This is a genomic window from Pseudomonas sp. ICMP 10191 (assembly GCF_001467335.1).
In the GTDB taxonomy this organism is placed as follows: domain Bacteria; phylum Pseudomonadota; class Gammaproteobacteria; order Pseudomonadales; family Pseudomonadaceae; genus Aquipseudomonas; species Aquipseudomonas cerasi.
In genome coordinates, this window is sequence record NZ_LKGW01000135.1 from 89,370 (window position 1) to 106,616 (window position 17,247).

Annotated in this window: 16 protein-coding genes; 6 read left to right on the top strand and 10 right to left on the bottom strand. The window is 58.9% G+C overall.

Translation table 11 applies throughout. The annotated features are described in order from the left end of the window. Positions 1 to 11: 11 nt before the first annotated feature. Genes AO388_RS20930 through AO388_RS20945 form a run of 4 tightly spaced genes read right to left on the bottom strand, consistent with a single transcriptional unit; the run spans position 12 to position 3,454 of the window. On the bottom strand, positions 12 to 1,169 hold the full coding sequence (locus tag AO388_RS20930; RefSeq protein ID WP_003368676.1) for an osmoprotectant ABC transporter ATP-binding protein OsmV: 1,158 nt from the start codon (positions 1,167 to 1,169) through the stop codon (positions 12 to 14). Then, positions 1,166 to 1,819: an ABC transporter permease gene (locus AO388_RS20935; protein ID WP_003400010.1), complete on the bottom strand. Its 654-nt coding sequence runs from the start codon at positions 1,817 to 1,819 to the stop codon at positions 1,166 to 1,168. The genes AO388_RS20930 and AO388_RS20935 overlap by 4 nt, the downstream gene beginning before the upstream one ends. A gap of 13 nt (positions 1,820 to 1,832) precedes the next feature. Beyond that, on the bottom strand, positions 1,833 to 2,726 hold the full coding sequence (locus AO388_RS20940; RefSeq protein ID WP_003431617.1) for a glycine betaine ABC transporter substrate-binding protein: 894 nt from the start codon (positions 2,724 to 2,726) through the stop codon (positions 1,833 to 1,835). Positions 2,727 to 2,740: 14 nt separating this feature from the next. Continuing rightward, on the bottom strand, positions 2,741 to 3,454 hold the full coding sequence (locus AO388_RS20945) for an ABC transporter permease (protein ID WP_003368680.1): 714 nt from the start codon (positions 3,452 to 3,454) through the stop codon (positions 2,741 to 2,743). Between the two features lie 344 nt (positions 3,455 to 3,798). Between AO388_RS20945 and AO388_RS20950 the strand changes: the two genes are divergently transcribed. Continuing rightward, positions 3,799 to 5,382, top strand: a complete 1,584-nt coding sequence (locus tag AO388_RS20950) for a peptide chain release factor 3 (protein ID WP_003368681.1) — start codon at positions 3,799 to 3,801, stop codon at positions 5,380 to 5,382. Between the two features lie 314 nt (positions 5,383 to 5,696). Then, positions 5,697 to 5,939, top strand: coding sequence for a PA4570 family protein (locus AO388_RS20955; protein ID WP_003368682.1), 243 nt, complete (start codon positions 5,697 to 5,699; stop codon positions 5,937 to 5,939). 79 nt (positions 5,940 to 6,018) lie between these two features. Here AO388_RS20955 and AO388_RS20960 read toward each other — a convergent pair whose 3' ends face one another. The 5 genes from AO388_RS20960 to AO388_RS20980 form a co-directional block, all read right to left on the bottom strand. Then, positions 6,019 to 6,636 carry an FKBP-type peptidyl-prolyl cis-trans isomerase gene (locus AO388_RS20960; RefSeq protein WP_003340445.1) on the bottom strand — a complete coding sequence of 206 codons (618 nt, stop codon included), beginning with the start codon at positions 6,634 to 6,636 and terminating at the stop codon, positions 6,019 to 6,021. A gap of 152 nt (positions 6,637 to 6,788) precedes the next feature. Beyond that, positions 6,789 to 7,097, bottom strand: a complete 309-nt coding sequence (locus AO388_RS20965; protein WP_058417051.1) for a DUF6482 family protein — start codon at positions 7,095 to 7,097, stop codon at positions 6,789 to 6,791. A gap of 108 nt (positions 7,098 to 7,205) precedes the next feature. Further along, positions 7,206 to 7,694 carry a TIGR00645 family protein gene (locus tag AO388_RS20970; RefSeq protein WP_003313787.1) on the bottom strand — a complete coding sequence of 163 codons (489 nt, stop codon included), beginning with the start codon at positions 7,692 to 7,694 and terminating at the stop codon, positions 7,206 to 7,208. Between the two features lie 211 nt (positions 7,695 to 7,905). Beyond that, on the bottom strand, positions 7,906 to 8,235 hold the full coding sequence (locus AO388_RS20975; RefSeq protein ID WP_032609169.1) for a PA4575 family protein: 330 nt from the start codon (positions 8,233 to 8,235) through the stop codon (positions 7,906 to 7,908). 167 nt (positions 8,236 to 8,402) lie between these two features. Further along, positions 8,403 to 10,838: a Lon protease family protein gene (locus AO388_RS20980; protein ID WP_003368685.1), complete on the bottom strand. Its 2,436-nt coding sequence runs from the start codon at positions 10,836 to 10,838 to the stop codon at positions 8,403 to 8,405. Between the two features lie 276 nt (positions 10,839 to 11,114). On the opposite strand from AO388_RS20980, the gene AO388_RS20985 reads away from it, so the two are divergent. From AO388_RS20985 to AO388_RS21000, 4 genes are all read left to right on the top strand, one after another. Next, a complete protein-coding gene (locus AO388_RS20985) occupies positions 11,115 to 11,603 on the top strand; it encodes a DUF3015 domain-containing protein (protein WP_002555221.1) in 489 nt (162 codons plus the stop codon). A 62-nt stretch (positions 11,604 to 11,665) separates the two neighbouring features. Continuing rightward, the gene (locus AO388_RS20990; protein WP_058417052.1) at positions 11,666 to 13,519 is read left to right on the top strand and encodes an Lnb N-terminal periplasmic domain-containing protein; all 1,854 of its coding nucleotides are present in this window, start codon (positions 11,666 to 11,668) and stop codon (positions 13,517 to 13,519) included. A 133-nt stretch (positions 13,520 to 13,652) separates the two neighbouring features. Next, positions 13,653 to 14,006, top strand: coding sequence for a lipoprotein (locus AO388_RS20995; protein WP_003368687.1), 354 nt, complete (start codon positions 13,653 to 13,655; stop codon positions 14,004 to 14,006). A 73-nt stretch (positions 14,007 to 14,079) separates the two neighbouring features. Continuing rightward, on the top strand, positions 14,080 to 14,577 hold the full coding sequence (locus AO388_RS21000) for a GreA/GreB family elongation factor (RefSeq protein WP_003368688.1): 498 nt from the start codon (positions 14,080 to 14,082) through the stop codon (positions 14,575 to 14,577). A gap of 60 nt (positions 14,578 to 14,637) precedes the next feature. On the opposite strand, the gene ettA is transcribed toward AO388_RS21000, so the two are convergent. Beyond that, the gene (ettA, locus tag AO388_RS21005; protein ID WP_003368689.1) at positions 14,638 to 16,302 is read right to left on the bottom strand and encodes an energy-dependent translational throttle protein EttA; all 1,665 of its coding nucleotides are present in this window, start codon (positions 16,300 to 16,302) and stop codon (positions 14,638 to 14,640) included. Positions 16,303 to 17,247: the final 945 nt, after the last annotated feature.

The window sequence follows — 17,247 nt, forward strand, 5'->3', positions numbered from 1 at the left end:
AATACATCCGGTCAGGAAGCCACTTGCTCGGCTGGCGAGACAATACTGGTCTTCATGCCACGCGAACGGCCGGAGCTCAGATAAGCCGCAATGGACTCTTGCGTCACTTCACCCAGGAACACGTTCTCGGCGTCCAGCACCGGCAGCCAGGCGCGGTTGAACTCGTACATGCGCGACAGCAGGATGCGCAAGTGCTCGTCGTAAGCGGCGGTGGCGTTGAATTCACGCAGGAACTGCGCGCACGTGCCCTGCTGACGGTGCAGGTCACGACGACGTACATAGCCCATCGCCTTGTTTTCGCTGTCGGTGACCACGATATAGCGACGGTCGTTTTCGTCCATCACTTCCAGCGCATCGGCCACCGGGGTTTCCGGGCTGACCGATGGCGCGTTGTCGGCGGCGTCTTCGGCCTTGACCAACAGCAGACGCTTGAGGGTGCTGTCCTGGCCGACGAAGCTGCTGACGAAGTCGTCGGCCGGATGCGCGAGCAAGGTGTCCGGGTGATCGATCTGCAGCAGTTTGCCACCACGGAAGATCGCGATCTTGTCGCCCAGCTTGATGGCTTCATCAATGTCGTGGCTGACCATGATCACGGTCTTGTTCAGCGCGCGCTGCATCTCGAAGAACTCGTTCTGAATCATCTCGCGGTTGATCGGGTCGACCGCACCGAACGGTTCGTCCATCAACAGCAAGGGCGCGTCGGCTGCCAGGGCACGGATCACGCCGATACGCTGTTGCTGACCACCGGACAGTTCACGCGGGTAGCGATGCAGGTACTGTTTGGGCTCCAGCTTGATCATGCTCATCAATTCACGAGCACGGTCATGGCAACGCTGCTTGTCCCAGCCGAGCAGCTTGGGCACGACCACGATGTTTTCTTCGATGGTCATGTTCGGGAACAGACCGATCTGCTGAATCACGTAGCCGATGTTGCGACGCAGGGTCACTTCGTCCAGATCAGTGGTGTCTTCGCCATTGATCAGCACTTTGCCGGAGGTCGGCATGATCAGGCGGTTGATCATTTTCAGCGTGGTGCTTTTGCCGCAGCCCGAGGGGCCGAGGAAGACGCAGATTTCGCCTTCGTTGACCGTGAGGCTGACCGAATCGACAGCCTTCACTTCTTTGCCGTTGCTCTGGAAAGTCTTGGAGAGGTTCTGGAGTTCGATCATTTCAGTAATCCTTTTGGAGTCAGCGTGCGTTGCAGCCATTGCAGGAGAAGGTCGGCGATGATGGCCAGAATGCTGACCAGTACCGCGCCGACGATCAGCATCGACATATCGCTGCGGCTGATAGAAGCAAGAATGAGTACACCCAGACCACCGGCACCGATGGTCGCGGCAATGGTCATGACACCGATATTCATCACCACGGCGGTGCGCACACCGGCGAGGATCACAGGCACGGCGATGGGCAGCTCGACCATCCGCAGACGCTGGCCGAAGGTCATGCCGATGCCTTTGGCGGCCTCGCGGATACCCGGTTCTACGCCAGTCAGCGCCAGGTAGGTGTTACGCATGATCGGCAGCAGCGAATAGAGAAACACTGCGGTAATAGCCGGCATCGGGCCAAGGCCCTGGCCGAATTTGGAGTAGAACGGCAGCAACAGGCCGAACAGGGCAATCGACGGCACGGTCAGCAATACCGTGGCGCTTGCCTGCAACGGGCCCGCCAGTGCTGGAAAACGCGTCATCAGCACGCCCAGTGGCACGCCGACGACAATCGCCAGGGTCACGGCGATGCCCACCAGCGTAATGTGCTGCCAGGTCAGTTGCAGAACCTGTGCCCAGTCCAGATGGGAGAAGGCGCTCAAGAAACTCATATCGTCTCCTTCCTTAATTCAATGGGTGCTGGCGCAGAAAGTCTGCAGCAACCGTGGAGGGGCTTTCATGGCCGACGTCGACGCGCGCGTTGAGGTCGATCATGGTCTGGTTGTCCAGCAGGTCAGCCAGCGGCTTGAGCAGCGTGGCGATGTCCGGATGCTTGTCCAGATATTCCTGACGGATCACCGGCGCTGCGGTGTAGTCAGGGAAATAGTGCTTGTCGTCTTCCAGCACTTTCAGCTTGAACGCATTCAGACGACCGTCGGTTGTGTACACCAGACCGGCGAAAACCTGACCGTTGCGCAACGCGGTGTAGACCAGCCCGGCGTCCATCTGCCGGGTGTTTTCACGACCGAGGTTCATGTCGTAGTGCTTGACCATGCCGATAAGGCCGTCGGAACGGTTGGCAAACTCGGTGTCCAGCGCTACGACATGACCCTCTTTGGCTTCGTCCTTGAGCACTTTGGTCAGGTCGGTCATGGTGTTGATCTGCGGGTACTTGTCAGCCACTTTCTGCGGCAGTGCCAGCGCGTAGGTGTTGTTGAACTTCGACGGTGAAAGCCAGACCAGGCCTTTCTTCGCATCCACTTCCTTGACCCGCGCATAGGTCTGGGCGCTGTCGAGTTTTTCGTCGATGTGGTTGTAGGCCACCAGCGATACACCGGTGTATTCCCACAGCAGATCCAGCTGACCGCTCTCCTGAGCGCTGCGCGCCAGGTTGCTGCCAAGGCCGCCGGTAATCTGGACGTCGTAGTTCTTGGTCCGCAGGTATTGCGCGGTCAGTTCGGCAAGCATGGTCTGTTCGGTGAACACCCGTGCGCCGATACGTAGCAGCGGCTTTTCCGCAGCCTGGGCAAGTGCCGGAAACAGCAAGGCAAAGCCTAAAAACAAGCATATTCTTTTCATGAGAATTCCTTCGCTCAGCGAGCCAGTCCGCGTTCCAGCCAAAGACGACTGGCCAGTGTCACCAGACCATCGAGCAGTAGCGCCAGCAGAGCGGTACACGCTGCACCCAGCACCAGTTGCGGCTGGTTATTCAACGCAATGCCCGGGAAAATCAGGCTGCCAAGGCTGTTGGCGCCGATGAGAAACGCCAGTGGCGCGGTCCCGACATTGATCGCCAGCGCGACACGCACACCGCCGACAATGATCGGCACGGCGTTGGGCAGCTCGACACGCCACAGCACCTGACGCGGAGTCATGCCAATACCGACGGCAGCTTCCTTGAGTGAACCCTGGACGTTTTTCAGGCCTTCGTAGGTATTACGCACGATAGGCAACAGAGAGGCGAGGAACAGCGCGAAGATCGCCGGCCCGCTGCCGATCCCGAGAATTCCGAGGGCAATGGCCAGAACGGCGAGAGGAGGAACGGTGTTGCCAATGTTGAAGATCTGCATGAAGCGTTCAGCGCGGCCAACCATGCTCGGTCGGCTGAGGGCAATGCCTGCAGGGATGCCGACCACCAGGGCCGCCAACATTGAAACCAGAACCAGAATCAGGTGAGCCTGAAGGTAGAACAGCAGGTCATCCTGGTATTGCTTGATAGTACTGATGCCGATCCAGTGGATCAGCAGGGCCAGGAGTGCGATCGCAACCGCACCTCCCAATAGCCCCTTGCCATAGCGATTTGCCACAGGCGGACTCCTTATTTCAGTCGGCGAACGCGTTGACCTGGACGTCCGGAAAGGACGCCGGCAATAACGTTCGCGAAGAGCAGCGGGTGGGTCGCCGGTAAGGGTTTAACCTCGGCGAAAACACAAGCCATAAGCGCAGCTTCGTCAAACCAACATGCTGATGAATCAGCCCCTTGCGTTGGCTTCGTTGCGAGCCTTGACGGGGGAGTGGACGTCTCCACGACCTGAAAGGTTCCCACACGAGACATTATCTGGCCATCGTTTATTGTCTGAACGGTTCGGTTATTGCCGCGAGTTGAGCTATAATCTGCGCCCTTTTTCAATCCCATCCCAGGCGATTTCCCATGACCCAACAGGCCGCCGAAGTCGCGAAACGCCGCACTTTCGCCATTATTTCCCACCCGGATGCGGGTAAAACCACCATCACGGAAAAACTCCTGCTGATGGGCAAGGCCATTTCCGTCGCCGGTACGGTCAAGTCGCGTAAATCCGACCGTCACGCCACCTCCGACTGGATGGAAATGGAGAAACAGCGTGGTATCTCCATTACCACGTCCGTGATGCAGTTTCCGTATCGCGACCACATGATCAACCTGCTCGACACCCCGGGCCACGAAGACTTCTCCGAAGACACCTATCGCACCCTGACGGCAGTCGACTCGGCCTTGATGGTCCTCGACGGCGGTAAAGGCGTCGAGCCACGCACCATCGCGCTGATGGATGTCTGCCGTCTGCGCGACACGCCTATCGTCAGCTTCATCAACAAGCTCGACCGCGATATCCGCGACCCGATCGAGCTGCTCGATGAAATCGAAGCGGTCCTCAAGATCAAGGCGGCACCGATCACCTGGCCGATCGGTTGCTACCGGGACTTCAAGGGTGTCTACCACCTGGCCGACGACTACATCATTGTCTACACCGCAGGTCACGGCCACGAGCGCACCGAAACCAAAATCATCGAGAAGCTCGATTCGGACGAAGCCCGCGCTCACCTGGGCGATGAATACGAGCGCTTCGTCGAGCAACTGGAGTTGGTGCAGGGTGCCTGCCACGAATTCAACCAGCAGGAATTCATCGACGGTCAGCTGACCCCGGTGTTCTTCGGCACCGCACTGGGCAACTTCGGCGTCGATCATGTACTCGATGCCGTGGTGAACTGGGCGCCCAAGCCGCTGGCACGTGTGGCCAACGAGCGCACCGTCGAGCCGGCGGAAGAGAAATTCAGCGGTTTCGTGTTCAAGATCCAGGCAAACATGGACCCCAAGCACCGCGACCGCATCGCCTTCATGCGGATCTGCTCGGGCCGTTACGACAAGGGCATGAAAATGCGCCATGTGCGTCTGGGCAAGGACGTACGGATCGGCGACGCGCTGACGTTCTTCTCGTCGGAGCGCGAACAACTGGAAGAAGCCTATGCCGGTGACATCATCGGTTTGCACAACCACGGCACCATCCAGATCGGCGACACCTTCACCGAAGGCGAAGCGCTGGGCTTCACCGGTATTCCGCACTTCGCACCGGAGCTGTTCCGTCGCGTACGCCTGAAGGACCCGCTCAAGTCCAAGCAATTGCGTCAGGGTCTGCAACAGCTGGCCGAAGAAGGCGCCACGCAGGTGTTCTTCCCGCAGCGCAGCAACGACATCATCCTCGGCGCCGTCGGTGTGCTGCAGTTCGATGTGGTCGCCAGCCGTCTGAAGGAAGAATACAAGGTTGAATGCGCTTACGAGCCGATCACTGTGTGGTCTGCCCGCTGGATCGACTGCGACGACAAGAAGAAGCTCGAAGAGTTTGAGAACAAGGCGGTGGAAAACCTGGCAATGGACGGCGGCGGTCACCTGACCTACCTCGCCCCTACCCGCGTGAACCTGGCGCTGATGGAAGAACGCTGGCCCGACGTGAAATTCCGCGCTACCCGCGAGCATCACTGACAGGCCGACGGTGTCGCTGTGTGACGCAGAGCGTCACGAACGGCATTCCCACGCTGGAGCGTGAGGAACGATAGTTCTCTAACTATCGTGCCAACGCTCTGCGTCGAGCGTGAGGAATGATAAGCGTCCGAGAGAACACCTATCGTGCCGATGCTCCGCGTCGGCATGCCGTTCTGGACGCTCCGCGTCCTCTCTCGACCGGCATTCGCTGATCTGGATCAACCACTCAGCGCAAAATGAGAATTAATCTCAATAGAGCCTTGCTATTATCCCGATAAGAATTATTCTCATCTAACTTGCACAGGAGATGAGACATGACTTATTTGATCGATGCATGGCTGGACAGACCCCACCCTTACCTGAGAATTCTCCACCGCGAGACGGGGGAAGTGTGTGCCGTACTGGAAGAGGAAGCGCTGGAAGAGTTACGCGATCAGGGCGATCTGGATGTGTGCAGTTTGAGTTCCAGCGAGCCATTGGTGCTCAAGGAACTGGTGAGAAACCTGTTTCTGTTCTGCTACGCGCGGGCGTTGCGCCCCATGAGTGAGTTGCACTGAGCATGAAGCATCAGCACAACTGCGTCGCTGAACGAATCGGCGCGATTCGTTCAGCGACTATCTGCATCGACCGGGTCGCTTACAGAACGTCCAGCAGTTCCACATCAAACACCAGCACGCTGTGCGGTGCGATGCTGCCTACGCCCTGAGCGCCGTAAGCCAGCTCGCTCGGCACGTGCAGACGCCATTTGCTGCCGGCGTTCATCAGTTGCAGCGCCTCGGTCCAGCCGGCAATCACGCCGCTGACAGGAAATTCGGCCGGCTCGCCGCGATCGTAGGAGCTGTCGAAGACGTTACCGTCGATCAACGTGCCGTGGTAGTGAACGCGTACCTGATCTTCACGGGTTGGCTTAGGGCCAGTGCCAGCGGTCACGACTTCGAATTGCAGACCCGAAGCCAGGGTGGTCACGCCTTCGCGCTTGGCGTTTTCAGCCAGGTAGGCCTTGCCGGCGCCCGCAGCCTGCTCGGCTTTGGCGGCTGCTTCAGCCTGCATGATTTCGCGGATGACCTTGAAGCTGGCGGACATTTCTTCCTGACCAACACGGCTTGGCTGACCGCCGAACGCATCGCGCAGGCCTGCCACGATGGCTTCCAGATCGACACCCGGTGGCGGGTTGTCGCGCAACTGATCGCCCAACTGACGGCCAATGCCGTAGCTGACGCGGGTTTCGTCGGTGGACAGATTGACTTCGGACATGACACTGCTCCGTAGAGGGGCACGCAGTCGGTATCGCGCAAAACCTGAACGGCAATCACGCTATACGCTGATGCGCCCCGAACCAAAAGGCCGAGCAGCCTAGCACAATTGCCGCTACAGCCCCTACCGCAGCAGCAATACGCGGCTGGCGATCAGGACCAGGAGGAATGAAACGAGATCGGCAGGCGCATTTCAGAGCGGTCATTGACCGGCATGCCGCACAGCTCGTCATGGACCACACAATGGACCAGGTAAAAAGGCACCACCGGTATGTCCTTGAGCAAATCCCGCGCATGCTCCACCGAGCGAAGATGCAGGGTCTTGCCCGCTGGGTCCTTGAGCATCACCGAAGTGCCATTCATGCGCACATCCAGCAGATAGATGCCGCCTTCGATGGAGATCAGGTTCAGCTCATCGACCCGCCCGGCCTGGGAGTGGTCGATAAATTCCTGATAATTCATGATCGAACCTCCTGCGCAAATGCCTGATGCATCGGAACGGACGTTTTACAACACACAGCGCCGACATGCCAGAAACGATAACGCCCGCCCCTTTCATCGCGCGTCGCCTTAGTGCTTGGTGACCTTGTCCAGATAGCCCATCGCAAACGCCGATATCACGAACGTCATGTGGATAATCACGTACCACATCAGGTATTCGGGCTTGATGTTGGTGGCATCCATGAACACCCGCAACAGGTGGATGGAGGAAATCGCGACAATGGATGCTGCAACTTTCATCTTCAACGAAGACGAATCCATAGTGCCCAGCCAGTTGAGCTTTTCCTTGTCCTCGTCGATGTCCAGCTGCGACACGAAATTCTCGTAGCCGGAGATCATCACCATCACCAGCAAGCCACCGACCAGCGCCATGTCGATCAACGACAGCAGCACCAGAATCAGGTCAGCTTCGGCCAGCGAGAAGATGTTGGGAATGACATGAAAGATTTCCTGGAAAAACTTCAGACACAACGCCAACAGGCCAAGGGAGAGGCCGAAATAGATCGGCGCCAGCAGCCAGCGCGATGCGTACATGGCATTTTCAAAAAAACGTTCCATTGATACTCGCAAGGTGTTTTGAAGGAGCGGGCGAGTATATCAGCGGTAATGCACCGCTCTGGCCGTGCGACAAAATATCGCACAGCGGCAGTTAGCGCACTTGAGGAACCGGATTGAAGGCTAGGCTCTGTACGAAAAGTCGGCGAGCGAAGGCCAAGCGAGCCTGTTTTTAACGAAGCATCACCGAGCGCAGACACTTTTCGTACAGAGCCTAGAACAGCGACGAGCTTTGACAGACCGTCCTGCCGCTATCGATACGACGCAGTTCGGCCTGAATGTGCAGCATCCAGATAGGTACGTCATCGGCACATTGATAACCATGCAACGACAGGCTTTCGAGAATGCTGGTCAGCACCGATTGCGCTGCGGGCAGGCCCTTGAAAGGCCCTTGGGTCTTGATTGCGGAAGGCTGTTCCTCGGCCATTCCGGCCGCGAAGAGCACCATCCATTGTCCGCTGTCATGAGGGAGGGGCCGGATGACGCACTCGATACGTGTCATCAGCCCCATGCATTCTCGGGTAAGGCAAAGGCTACGCTGCATGATGCGCTCCTGATCAGCAACACTATTCATCCTTCTCGTGAAACAGGATTTACGCCAATCTCTTTGGCCACTGCGATCACTTCAAGACTAGAAGAAAACCGCTCTGCGAGAAACTATCCCTGATGAACGGAGCACCGGGCGGCCCTCACCGCCCGGCTCCTGCGCTGTCAGACCTTGAGTTCAGGCTGCAACTGCGCAGGCTCCTTTTCCAGCTCTTCCTTGAGGTCTTCATCACTGAGCATCTCTGCGATATCGCGCAGACGCTCCACGACGCGTGCATTGACGCTGCCCTCAGGGAATTCGCCATGCTCGTCAGGCGCACCGGCAGGTTCGCCCACCAGCAAGCTCAGCGCCTCATCGGCCTGACGTACGGCATAGATGTGGAATTGCCCGGCACGAACAGCCTGCACCACGCGCTCGTCAAGCATCAGCGTGGTGACGTTGGCGTGCGGGATGATCGCGCCCTGCTCGCCAGTCAGCCCACGTGCTTCGCAGAGACGGAAGAAGCCCTCGATCTTTTCATTGACCCCGCCCACCGCCTGAACTTCACCAAACTGGTTGATGGAACCGGTAATCGCGAAGCACTGCTTGAGTGGCGTGCGTGACAGCGCCGAGATCAACGTGCAGACCTCGCCAAGCGACGCACTGTCGCCATCCACGTAACCGTAGGACTGCTCGAGCGCGATACTTGCGGAAATCGCCAGCGGAAATTCCTGGGCATAACGGCTGCCAAGGTAGCCGGTGAGGATCATCACGCCCTTGGAGTGGATCGGCTGGCCAAGATTGACCTCGCGCTCGATGTCGACAATCCCGCTGCCGCCCGGGTACACCGTGGCGGAAATGCGCGCGGGCACGCCGAAGGCCGAGTCGCCGACCTCCAGCACCGTCAGGCCGTTGCATTTGCCGACTGCCGCGCCGTCAGTGTCGATCAGAATCACACCAGCCATCATGTCATCGAGAATCCGCGCCGAGACCCGCCCGGTACGGGTGGCCTTGGCCTTGAGCGCACGTTCGATATGCCCGGCGTCGGTCTTGTCGTCGTTGGCCAGCTGGCGGATGAAATCGGCCTCGCTGACCAATTGGAACAGATCACCGATACGCGCCGACAAACGCCCTTGGTGCTCGGCCAAACGGGCGCTGTAAGTCGCCAGTCGTGCCACCGCATCGGCGGTCAGCGGCGCCATGCCCTCTTCCGAGGTCCGGGTCTTGAGTAGCTGAGCGAATTGCTCGAGCGTCTCGTCGACCATCGGAATCTCTTCGTCAAAGTCGACCAGCACCCGGAACATCTCCTGGAAGTCAGGATCGAGGTCTTGCAGGGTGTAATACAGCGAGCGGGAACCGATGATGATGATTTTGACGTTCCACGGGATCACCTGCGGCGTCAGGCTCACGGTTGCAACGCGGCCGAGCTCGCCCAGCGGCGACTCCATCTTCAGCTTGCGCGATTGCAGGGTACGCTTGAGCGCATCCCAGACGAACGGCTCGCCCAGCATCTTCTCGGCTTCCAGAATCAGGAAACCGCCGTTGGCACGATGCAGCGCGCCGGGGCGCAGTTGCCGGTACGTGGTGTACAGCGCGCCCTGATCGGTGCTGTATTCGATGCGTCCGAACAGGTTGTCGTAGGTGGGGTGCTGTTCGAAAACCACCGGCGCACCGCCATCACGAGTATGCCCGACCACCAGACTCGGGCTGTATTGCTCTTCCAGCAGCTTGCGCGCCTGAGCGTCGGTCTTGGCGTCATCGACCAACTGCTCGACCAGAGTCTTGAGCAGGTAAACCTGCATGGCCTGCAGGTAGGCGCAGACCGCAGCGTTCTCGGCGTACTTTTCAGAAAGCGGTGCCAGCAAGGGCTGCAGGGTCAGGGTGATGGTCTCTTCATTCAACTGACGCAGCTGATTGTTGGACTCGCGCTTCCACTGCGGCAGGCTGGCCAGTTCTTCGTTGAGACGCTCCTCGAGCGCGGAGATATCTTCGTGGAAGCGCTCGCGATCCGCTTCGGGCAACTGGGAAAACTCGGCCTCATCCAGCGCCTTGCCATCGGCCATCGGCGTGAACGCGATGTTGGAGCTGTCGCGATACAGCGCGATGTCCTTTTCCAGCGACAGGCGCTCGATGACGTCCAGGGCGCGGTCATAGCGCTGATTGAACGCACGGTCGATCGAGCTTTTCTTCTGCTGATACGACGGGTGCTCGAAAACCGCCGGGAAGGTCACCAGCAGGTTGTCGATCAGGCCACCGATGTCGGCGGTGAACTCATGGGCAGTGCCAGGTGGCAGCTCCAGCGCCTTTGGCTCGCGGGGCTCGTCGAAGTTGTTGACGTAGACCCAGTCCGACGGCGTCTGCATCCGTTTGCCTTCGGCCTTGAGATAGCGTTTTACGAACGAAAAGCGCCCGGTGCCGGGCTCGCCCATGACAAACACGTTGTAACCGGGGCGCGGCATCGCAACGCCGAACTGCAGGGCCTCTACGGCTCTCTCCTGGCCAAGGACACCGCGAAAGGGTTCGAGCTCGTGGGTGGTCGCAAAGCTGAACTGCTCAGCGGAAAACGGACGGGTCAGCGCGTTGGGCGCCAGGCGTAGGTTGGCTGCGACAGAATCGGGCATCAGTAATCCTTACATCAGGCGGGGCAGATGTCGGCATTCTGGCGCTCGCTGTGCACGACTTGCAAGGCAGGAAAGAGCCGAAAAGCATTTGCGTGTGTAGCGTCACCCGCCGCGTTCTGAAAAAAGCCGTTTTCAAGTAATAATCTGTAATCCCTCACGGAACCCTTGGAACCTGCCTAAACTCCAAACTGCACAGGTGGCTGCTGGCTAACCATCTGTCTTGATGTGACAACTCAAGAAACTCGACCCTTGGCTGAACTAAAAAGAGAAAAAGCTATGAAACGGATTCTTCTTGGAACGCTCTTCGCCGCTGTATCGATCAACGCTATGGCTCAAGCACCAGGCGGTCCTGACTGCGGTTGGGGCAACATGCTGTTTGAAGGCCAACGCGGTACTCCAGCTCACTTCCTCGCTTCGACCACCAACGGTACATCGGGTAACGCCACCTTCGGCATGACCTCCGGCACCAACGGCTGCTCGACCAACGGCGCGCTGACTTATGGCGGTAAATCCTGGCTTGCCATGAACGGCATGATGGATGAACTCTCCAAAGACATGGCCATGGGTCAGGGCGAAGCACTGACTACCTACGCTGTGGTACTGGGCGTTGCACCAGAAGACCGCGAGCACTTTGCCGCCGTCACGCACGAGCACTTCTCGCAAATCTTCAGCAAGGCCGACGCCACTGCCGAAGACGTTCACACCAACACCGTCAATGTTCTGAAAAACGATCCGACTCTGGCCAAGTACGCTACCCAGGCTTAAAGTCGTTCGCCCGCCCTTTCTTCGCAAAGGGCGGGATCCCCTTTTCTGACTAGTTGCCCTCTATGCTCAAACGTCTTGTATCGCTGGCGCTGTTCGTCTGTGCCCCCTTGTCTGCGGCACCTCATGCCAGCGCTGACCGTTTGCAGCAATTGGCCAATGAGCCGTTCTGGATTTCCTTGGGTCACTACGAAGCCGGCAAGCTCGGTGGCTGGCGCAGCTATGTCACAGACCCGAAATTCTTTCTCGCCGCCAACGGTGCACACGACCCGCAGGCAGAGCTGAGCGCGACACTCGACGCTATTTACGCACCGGTCAGCAACGAACAGACTCACGCCCAGTGCGTATACCCGGCACGCACCCGCTGGCTGCGTGACCAGTTGCACCTGACTGACCTGCCGACGCCGGACTGTAAGGAATTCAAGGACTGGTACAAGGATGTGGCCCCGGACAGCACGGTGCTGATTTTCCCGGCCGCTTACCTCAACAGCCCCTCGTCGATGTTTGGCCATACCCTGCTGCGCATCGATCCGGCCAGCGCGAAGACCAACAACACCACCTTGCTGAGCTACGCGATCAACTTCGGTGCCTATATCGAAGGCATGGACAACAGCATTCTGTACGCGTGGAAAGGTCTGGCAGGCGGCTACCCGGGGTTGTTTGCGCTGGTGCCGTATCAGGAAAAACTGTCGGAATACCGCAGCCTGGAAAACCGTGACCTGTGGGAATACCGCCTGAACCTGACTGCGGAAGAAACCGGGCGCATGGTCGAGCATGTCTGGGAGCTGAAACAGATCCGTTTCAGTTATTTCTTCTTCGACGAAAACTGCTCCTACCGGCTGCTGGAATTGCTGCAGGTCGCCCGACCGGGCCTGAAGCTTACCGATCAGTTTGGCCTGACCGCGATCCCGACCGATACGGTCAAGGCGATCAAGGCCGCCGGGCTGGTGGAGAAGATCGACTATCGCCCGTCACGCGAACGCGAGTTGCTGAGCCGCGCCGAACCGCTCGATGCAGACGAGCAACAGTGGGTATTGAAGGTCAGCGCCGATCAGAAACAACTGCACAACAGCGAGTACCTCGCGCAGCCCACAGAACGCCGCGCGTTGATTCAGGACGCTGCCTATCGTCTGGAGCGCTATCGCGCCAACGGTCTTGAGCGCGATACACAACGCTCACAACGCAGCTTCGAGCTGTTGCAGGCGATCAATCAGAACCCGCCGCCACAGCTGGACATCCCGCGCCCCGGCCTGCCGGAAGAAGGCCATGAATCACGTACCTGGCAGTTGGGGGCGGGCACACGCGGTGACAAGGCGTTCGCTGAATATGGTCTGCGTATGGCCTATCACGACCTGAACGACAATGCCTACGGTTTCCCGCTGGGTGCGCAGATCGAGATTCTTCAGCTCAAAGTGCGTCAATACGAAGGCAATGACTGGCAGGTGCAACAACTGGACCTGGCCACCATTCGCTCACTGACCCCGCGCACCGAACTGCTGAAACCCTGGTCATGGCAAGTCACCGGGGGGCTGGAGCGGGTTCTCGGCAAGCACGGCGACGAAAACCTCGTCAGCCACGTCAACGGTGGTGGCGGCGGCACCTGGCAGCTGGCCGACGATATGCTCGGCTTTGCACTGGGCACCGTGCGAGTCGAGCACAATAACGATTTCGCCGAATTCATCTCTCCCGCCGCAGGCTTCAACACCGGCGTGCTGTGGCGCAACCCGCTGGGCAACCTGAGCCTGGAAGCCAAGGGCGACTATTTCACCAATGGCGAAGTGCGCCGCAGCGTCAGCCTCAACCAGCAATGGGAGCTGTCGCGCAACCTTGGTCTGCGCCTGAGCGCCCAGCGCGAATTCAGCCAGATGAGCTCGCCGCAGAACGAGGTGATGCTTGAGGTGAAGTGGTATCACTACTGACCGGATCAGTGTCAATTGCCGGCAGTGTGCCTGGAAAAAACCGGCACACTGCTATTACACGTTCCCTACATCGCTTTTACGAATAACTCACAAATTACCTTCTAGACTCCTCTCATAAGCAGAGGGAATCACCATGAAGCGGTATTGGCTGTTGTTGTCGCTGGCCATCGTGCTGGCGGGTTGTCAGTCCACCCGTGACCAGATGCTGGCCGAGGGTTATCCGCCGGGTTTTGCAGACGGCTATCAGGACGGTTGCAGCAGCGGCAGGGACGCAGCAGGTGCCACTACCGGCCAATTTCGCAAAAACGTGCCCCGCTATCTGAAGGACAAGCTCTACGCCCAGGGCTGGACCGATGGCTTTCGTCAGTGCGAAACCTCGCAGGACAATCGCGACCGGCTCGACCCCGGCCAGGTCTTCAATGAGCGTGACCGTGCCTGGGAGCAGGAAAAAACCCGCAGCGCGGCCAAGGCCTATCGTCCCAACTGATCAGGCATCGGTGCAATCCGACGAAACCAATGATGTCCTGCTGTGGCCCAAAGCCTATTAGGGAGGACTCTTCATGAGCCGCGCATTCGTAAACGAAGACAACGCTGCCGCCGAGGCCGAGCAACCGGTCGAGCGGCTGGTCAGTACACAGATCAACTACGTCACGGCCGAAGGCCTGACCTTGTTGAAGAAACACGTCAATAGCCTGCAGGCGCAGCACAGCGCGCAAACCGCATTGGGCGAAGCGGCGGACAAGCAGCGACTGGCCGACCTGGAACGCGACCTGCGTTACTTCAATCAGCGCCTGCAAAGCGCGCAGGTCGTCGCCCCGGCTGTGTCGACCGAGAAGGTGCAGATCGGCAGCTGGGTGACGTTCGCGGATGAACAGGATAACCAGCAGCGCGTGCATTTGGTCGGAGAGGATCAGGCCGATGCAGCCAACGGGCTTATCAATTGGGGATCGCCACTGGGCCGCGCCCTGATTGGCGCGCAGAAAGGCGATGAAGTGTTGTGGCAGCGCCCGGCGGGCGATCAATCGATTGAAGTGCTGCTGATCGAACCTGACGCGTGAGCCCGGCCAGCCAACGGCAGCGCCGCTCCTTGCAAGGAGCGGCGCGTGCCTGAACGCTGATCAGGCCAGCTTTTTGTGACGCACACGATGCGGCTGAGCAGCTGCTTCGCCCAGACGCTTCTTGCGATCGGCTTCATACTCGGTGTAGTTACCTTCGAAGAAGATCGCTTGCGAATCGTCTTCGTACGCCAGGATGTGCGTGGCTACACGGTCAAGGAACCACCGATCGTGAGAGATCACAATGGCAGCGCCCGGGAAGTCCAGCAGCGCTTCTTCCAGTGAACGCAGGGTTTCCACGTCGAGGTCGTTGGACGGTTCGTCGAGCAGCAGCACGTTGCCGCCCTCTTTCAGGGTCAGCGCCAGGTGCAGACGACCACGCTCACCACCTGACAGGTCCTTGACGAACTTCTGCTGATCGCCGCCCTTGAAGTTGAAGCGACCGACGTAGGTGCGCGACGGAATCTCATAGTTACCGATACGGATCACATCGGAACCGTCGGATACCGCCTGGAATACCGACTTGCTGCCGTCCAGGTCATCACGGCTCTGGTCCACGCAGGCCAGTTGTACGGTTTCACCGACTTCGATGCTGCCCGAATCCGGCTGTTCCTTGCCCATCAGCATGCGGAACAGGGTCGACTTACCGGCACCGTTACCGCCGATCACGCCAACGATGGCGCCTTTGGGCATGGAGAACGACAAGTTGTCGATCAGCACGCGGTCGCCATAGCCCTTGGTGACGTTCTTGAACTCGATAACCTTGTCGCCCAGGCGCGGACCGGCCGGGATGTAGATCTCGTTGGTCTCGCTGCGCTTCTGGAACTCCTGGGACTGCATTTCTTCGAAGCGTTGCAGGCGCGCCTTGGATTTGGACTGACGCGCCTTGGCACCCTTGCGAACCCACTCCAGCTCGTCTTTCATGGCCTTTTCGTGAGCGGTCTGCTGCTTGGATTCCTGCGCCAGACGGTCGGACTTGGCTTCAAGCCAGCCGGAATAGTTGCCTTCGTAAGGAATGCCCGCGCCGCGGTCGAGTTCCAGAATCCAGCCAGCCACGTTGTCCAGGAAGTAACGGTCGTGCGTGATCGCAACCACAGTTCCCGGGAAGTCGTGGAGGAAGTGCTCCAGCCAGGCGACAGAGTCGGCATCCAGGTGGTTGGTCGGTTCGTCGAGGAGCAGCATGTCCGGAGCGGAGAGCAGCAGGCGGCACAGCGCGACACGGCGCTTCTCACCACCGGAAAGGACCGAAACCTTCGCATCCCAGGCCGGCAGGCGCAGCGCATCGGCGGCGACTTCCAGCTGGCGCTCCAGGTTATGGCCATCGCTGGCCTGCAGGATGGCTTCGAGCTTGGCCTGCTCGGCCGCCAGCTTGTCGAAATCAGCGTCCGGCTCGGCGTACTCGGCGTAGACCTGATCGAGACGCGCCTGTGCGTCCTTGATCACGCTGACCGCCTCTTCCACGACCTCACGGACCGTCTTGTTCGGGTCAAGTTGTGGCTCCTGCGGCAGATAACCCACATTGAGCTCCGGCATCGGACGCGCTTCGCCATCAAACTCGGTGTCGACACCCGCCATGATTTTCAACAGCGTGGATTTACCCGAACCGTTGAGGCCCAGCACACCGATCTTGGCACCGGGAAAGAATGACAGAGAGATGTTTTTCAGGATTTCACGCTTCGGCGGCACAACTTTGCTCAGCCGATGCATGGTGTAGACGTATTGAGCCATGAAATGAAAACCTAGCGTCTGTAATGAGGACCGATTTGGGTAACGAGCTTAAAGCTCCGGCCGGAAAAAAGCTTTTATTTGTCCTTGAGACTTGCCGCGAGACCGTTCCGAGCCTTGAATAAACTCAGTGGTAAACCTGTCGGGGCAGTGCTGGCAAATATAAAGCCTGATCGATATTGCAAAAAGTGGAGTCACTCATGCAGGAGTCGGTGGATACCACGCGTTGCGCAAAGCTACCCGAATGCGTCGTGCAGGGCAAACGATACGGCCCAATGGGGCTGGCACTTTGCCACAACTAAAGGCATGCTAGCCGCCCTCTTTGAGCGACCCGCCTATTTTACATAAAGCACCACTGCTTCAGTCCAGCAGTCAGGAACAGCGATTTGCCCACTTTAACGCCTCTGTCGTCATCCAGTGTCGCTCCAGACAGTGCGACCAGGCCTTTGCGTGGGTCAGTGAAAGGCATGCTGGCGGGCCTGGTTCTGGTGGTGCTTGCCCTGTTGCTCTGGCAACTGATCGAGCAGTTCCACCAGACCCAGGAACGTCAGCGTCAGCGCAGTCTGGAGTACAGCGTCCAACTGTCCGACCGGATGAGTCTGAACATGGCGCTCAAGGCGCAGATCGCCATGAACCTGCTGGACGAGGCGCTATCCGCCGGGGAGCGACTGGAGCAGTCGACCACGCTGGTGAACCTGCGCACTGCCCTGCCCGCGCTGCGCAGCGTCGCTCGCCTGAACCGGGAGGGTGAAATTGTCAGTGACAGCGCCGAGGCCTCGCGCGACAGTGAGTTTCTTGAACAAGCCATGAAACAGGCGCGAGGTCGCCCCTACTTCTATACCGGCTCGGAAGACGGCAACCAGATTTATATACTGATTCGCCTGGGCAACGGCGTGAGCGGCGATTACTGGGCATTGCGCGTGGCCCCCGAAGCCTTGAAGGAACTTG

What these genes read in the sequence shown, in the direction of transcription:
- AO388_RS20930 (WP_003368676.1), bottom strand. Translation starts at nt 1,169, where the DNA reads ATGATCGAACTCCAGAACCTCTCCAAGACTTTCCAGAGCAACGGCAAA.
- AO388_RS20935 (WP_003400010.1), bottom strand. Translation starts at nt 1,819, where the DNA reads ATGAGTTTCTTGAGCGCCTTCTCCCATCTGGACTGGGCACAGGTTCTG.
- AO388_RS20940 (WP_003431617.1), bottom strand. Translation starts at nt 2,726, where the DNA reads ATGAAAAGAATATGCTTGTTTTTAGGCTTTGCCTTGCTGTTTCCGGCA.
- AO388_RS20950 (WP_003368681.1), top strand. Translation starts at nt 3,799, where the DNA reads ATGACCCAACAGGCCGCCGAAGTCGCGAAACGCCGCACTTTCGCCATT.
- AO388_RS20955 (WP_003368682.1), top strand. Translation starts at nt 5,697, where the DNA reads ATGACTTATTTGATCGATGCATGGCTGGACAGACCCCACCCTTACCTG.
- AO388_RS20960 (WP_003340445.1), bottom strand. Translation starts at nt 6,636, where the DNA reads ATGTCCGAAGTCAATCTGTCCACCGACGAAACCCGCGTCAGCTACGGC.
- AO388_RS20965 (WP_058417051.1), bottom strand. Translation starts at nt 7,097, where the DNA reads ATGAATTATCAGGAATTTATCGACCACTCCCAGGCCGGGCGGGTCGAT.
- AO388_RS20970 (WP_003313787.1), bottom strand. Translation starts at nt 7,694, where the DNA reads ATGGAACGTTTTTTTGAAAATGCCATGTACGCATCGCGCTGGCTGCTG.
- AO388_RS20975 (WP_032609169.1), bottom strand. Translation starts at nt 8,235, where the DNA reads ATGCAGCGTAGCCTTTGCCTTACCCGAGAATGCATGGGGCTGATGACA.
- AO388_RS20980 (WP_003368685.1), bottom strand. Translation starts at nt 10,838, where the DNA reads ATGCCCGATTCTGTCGCAGCCAACCTACGCCTGGCGCCCAACGCGCTG.
- AO388_RS20985 (WP_002555221.1), top strand. Translation starts at nt 11,115, where the DNA reads ATGAAACGGATTCTTCTTGGAACGCTCTTCGCCGCTGTATCGATCAAC.
- AO388_RS20990 (WP_058417052.1), top strand. Translation starts at nt 11,666, where the DNA reads ATGCTCAAACGTCTTGTATCGCTGGCGCTGTTCGTCTGTGCCCCCTTG.
- AO388_RS20995 (WP_003368687.1), top strand. Translation starts at nt 13,653, where the DNA reads ATGAAGCGGTATTGGCTGTTGTTGTCGCTGGCCATCGTGCTGGCGGGT.
- AO388_RS21000 (WP_003368688.1), top strand. Translation starts at nt 14,080, where the DNA reads ATGAGCCGCGCATTCGTAAACGAAGACAACGCTGCCGCCGAGGCCGAG.
- ettA (WP_003368689.1), bottom strand. Translation starts at nt 16,302, where the DNA reads ATGGCTCAATACGTCTACACCATGCATCGGCTGAGCAAAGTTGTGCCG.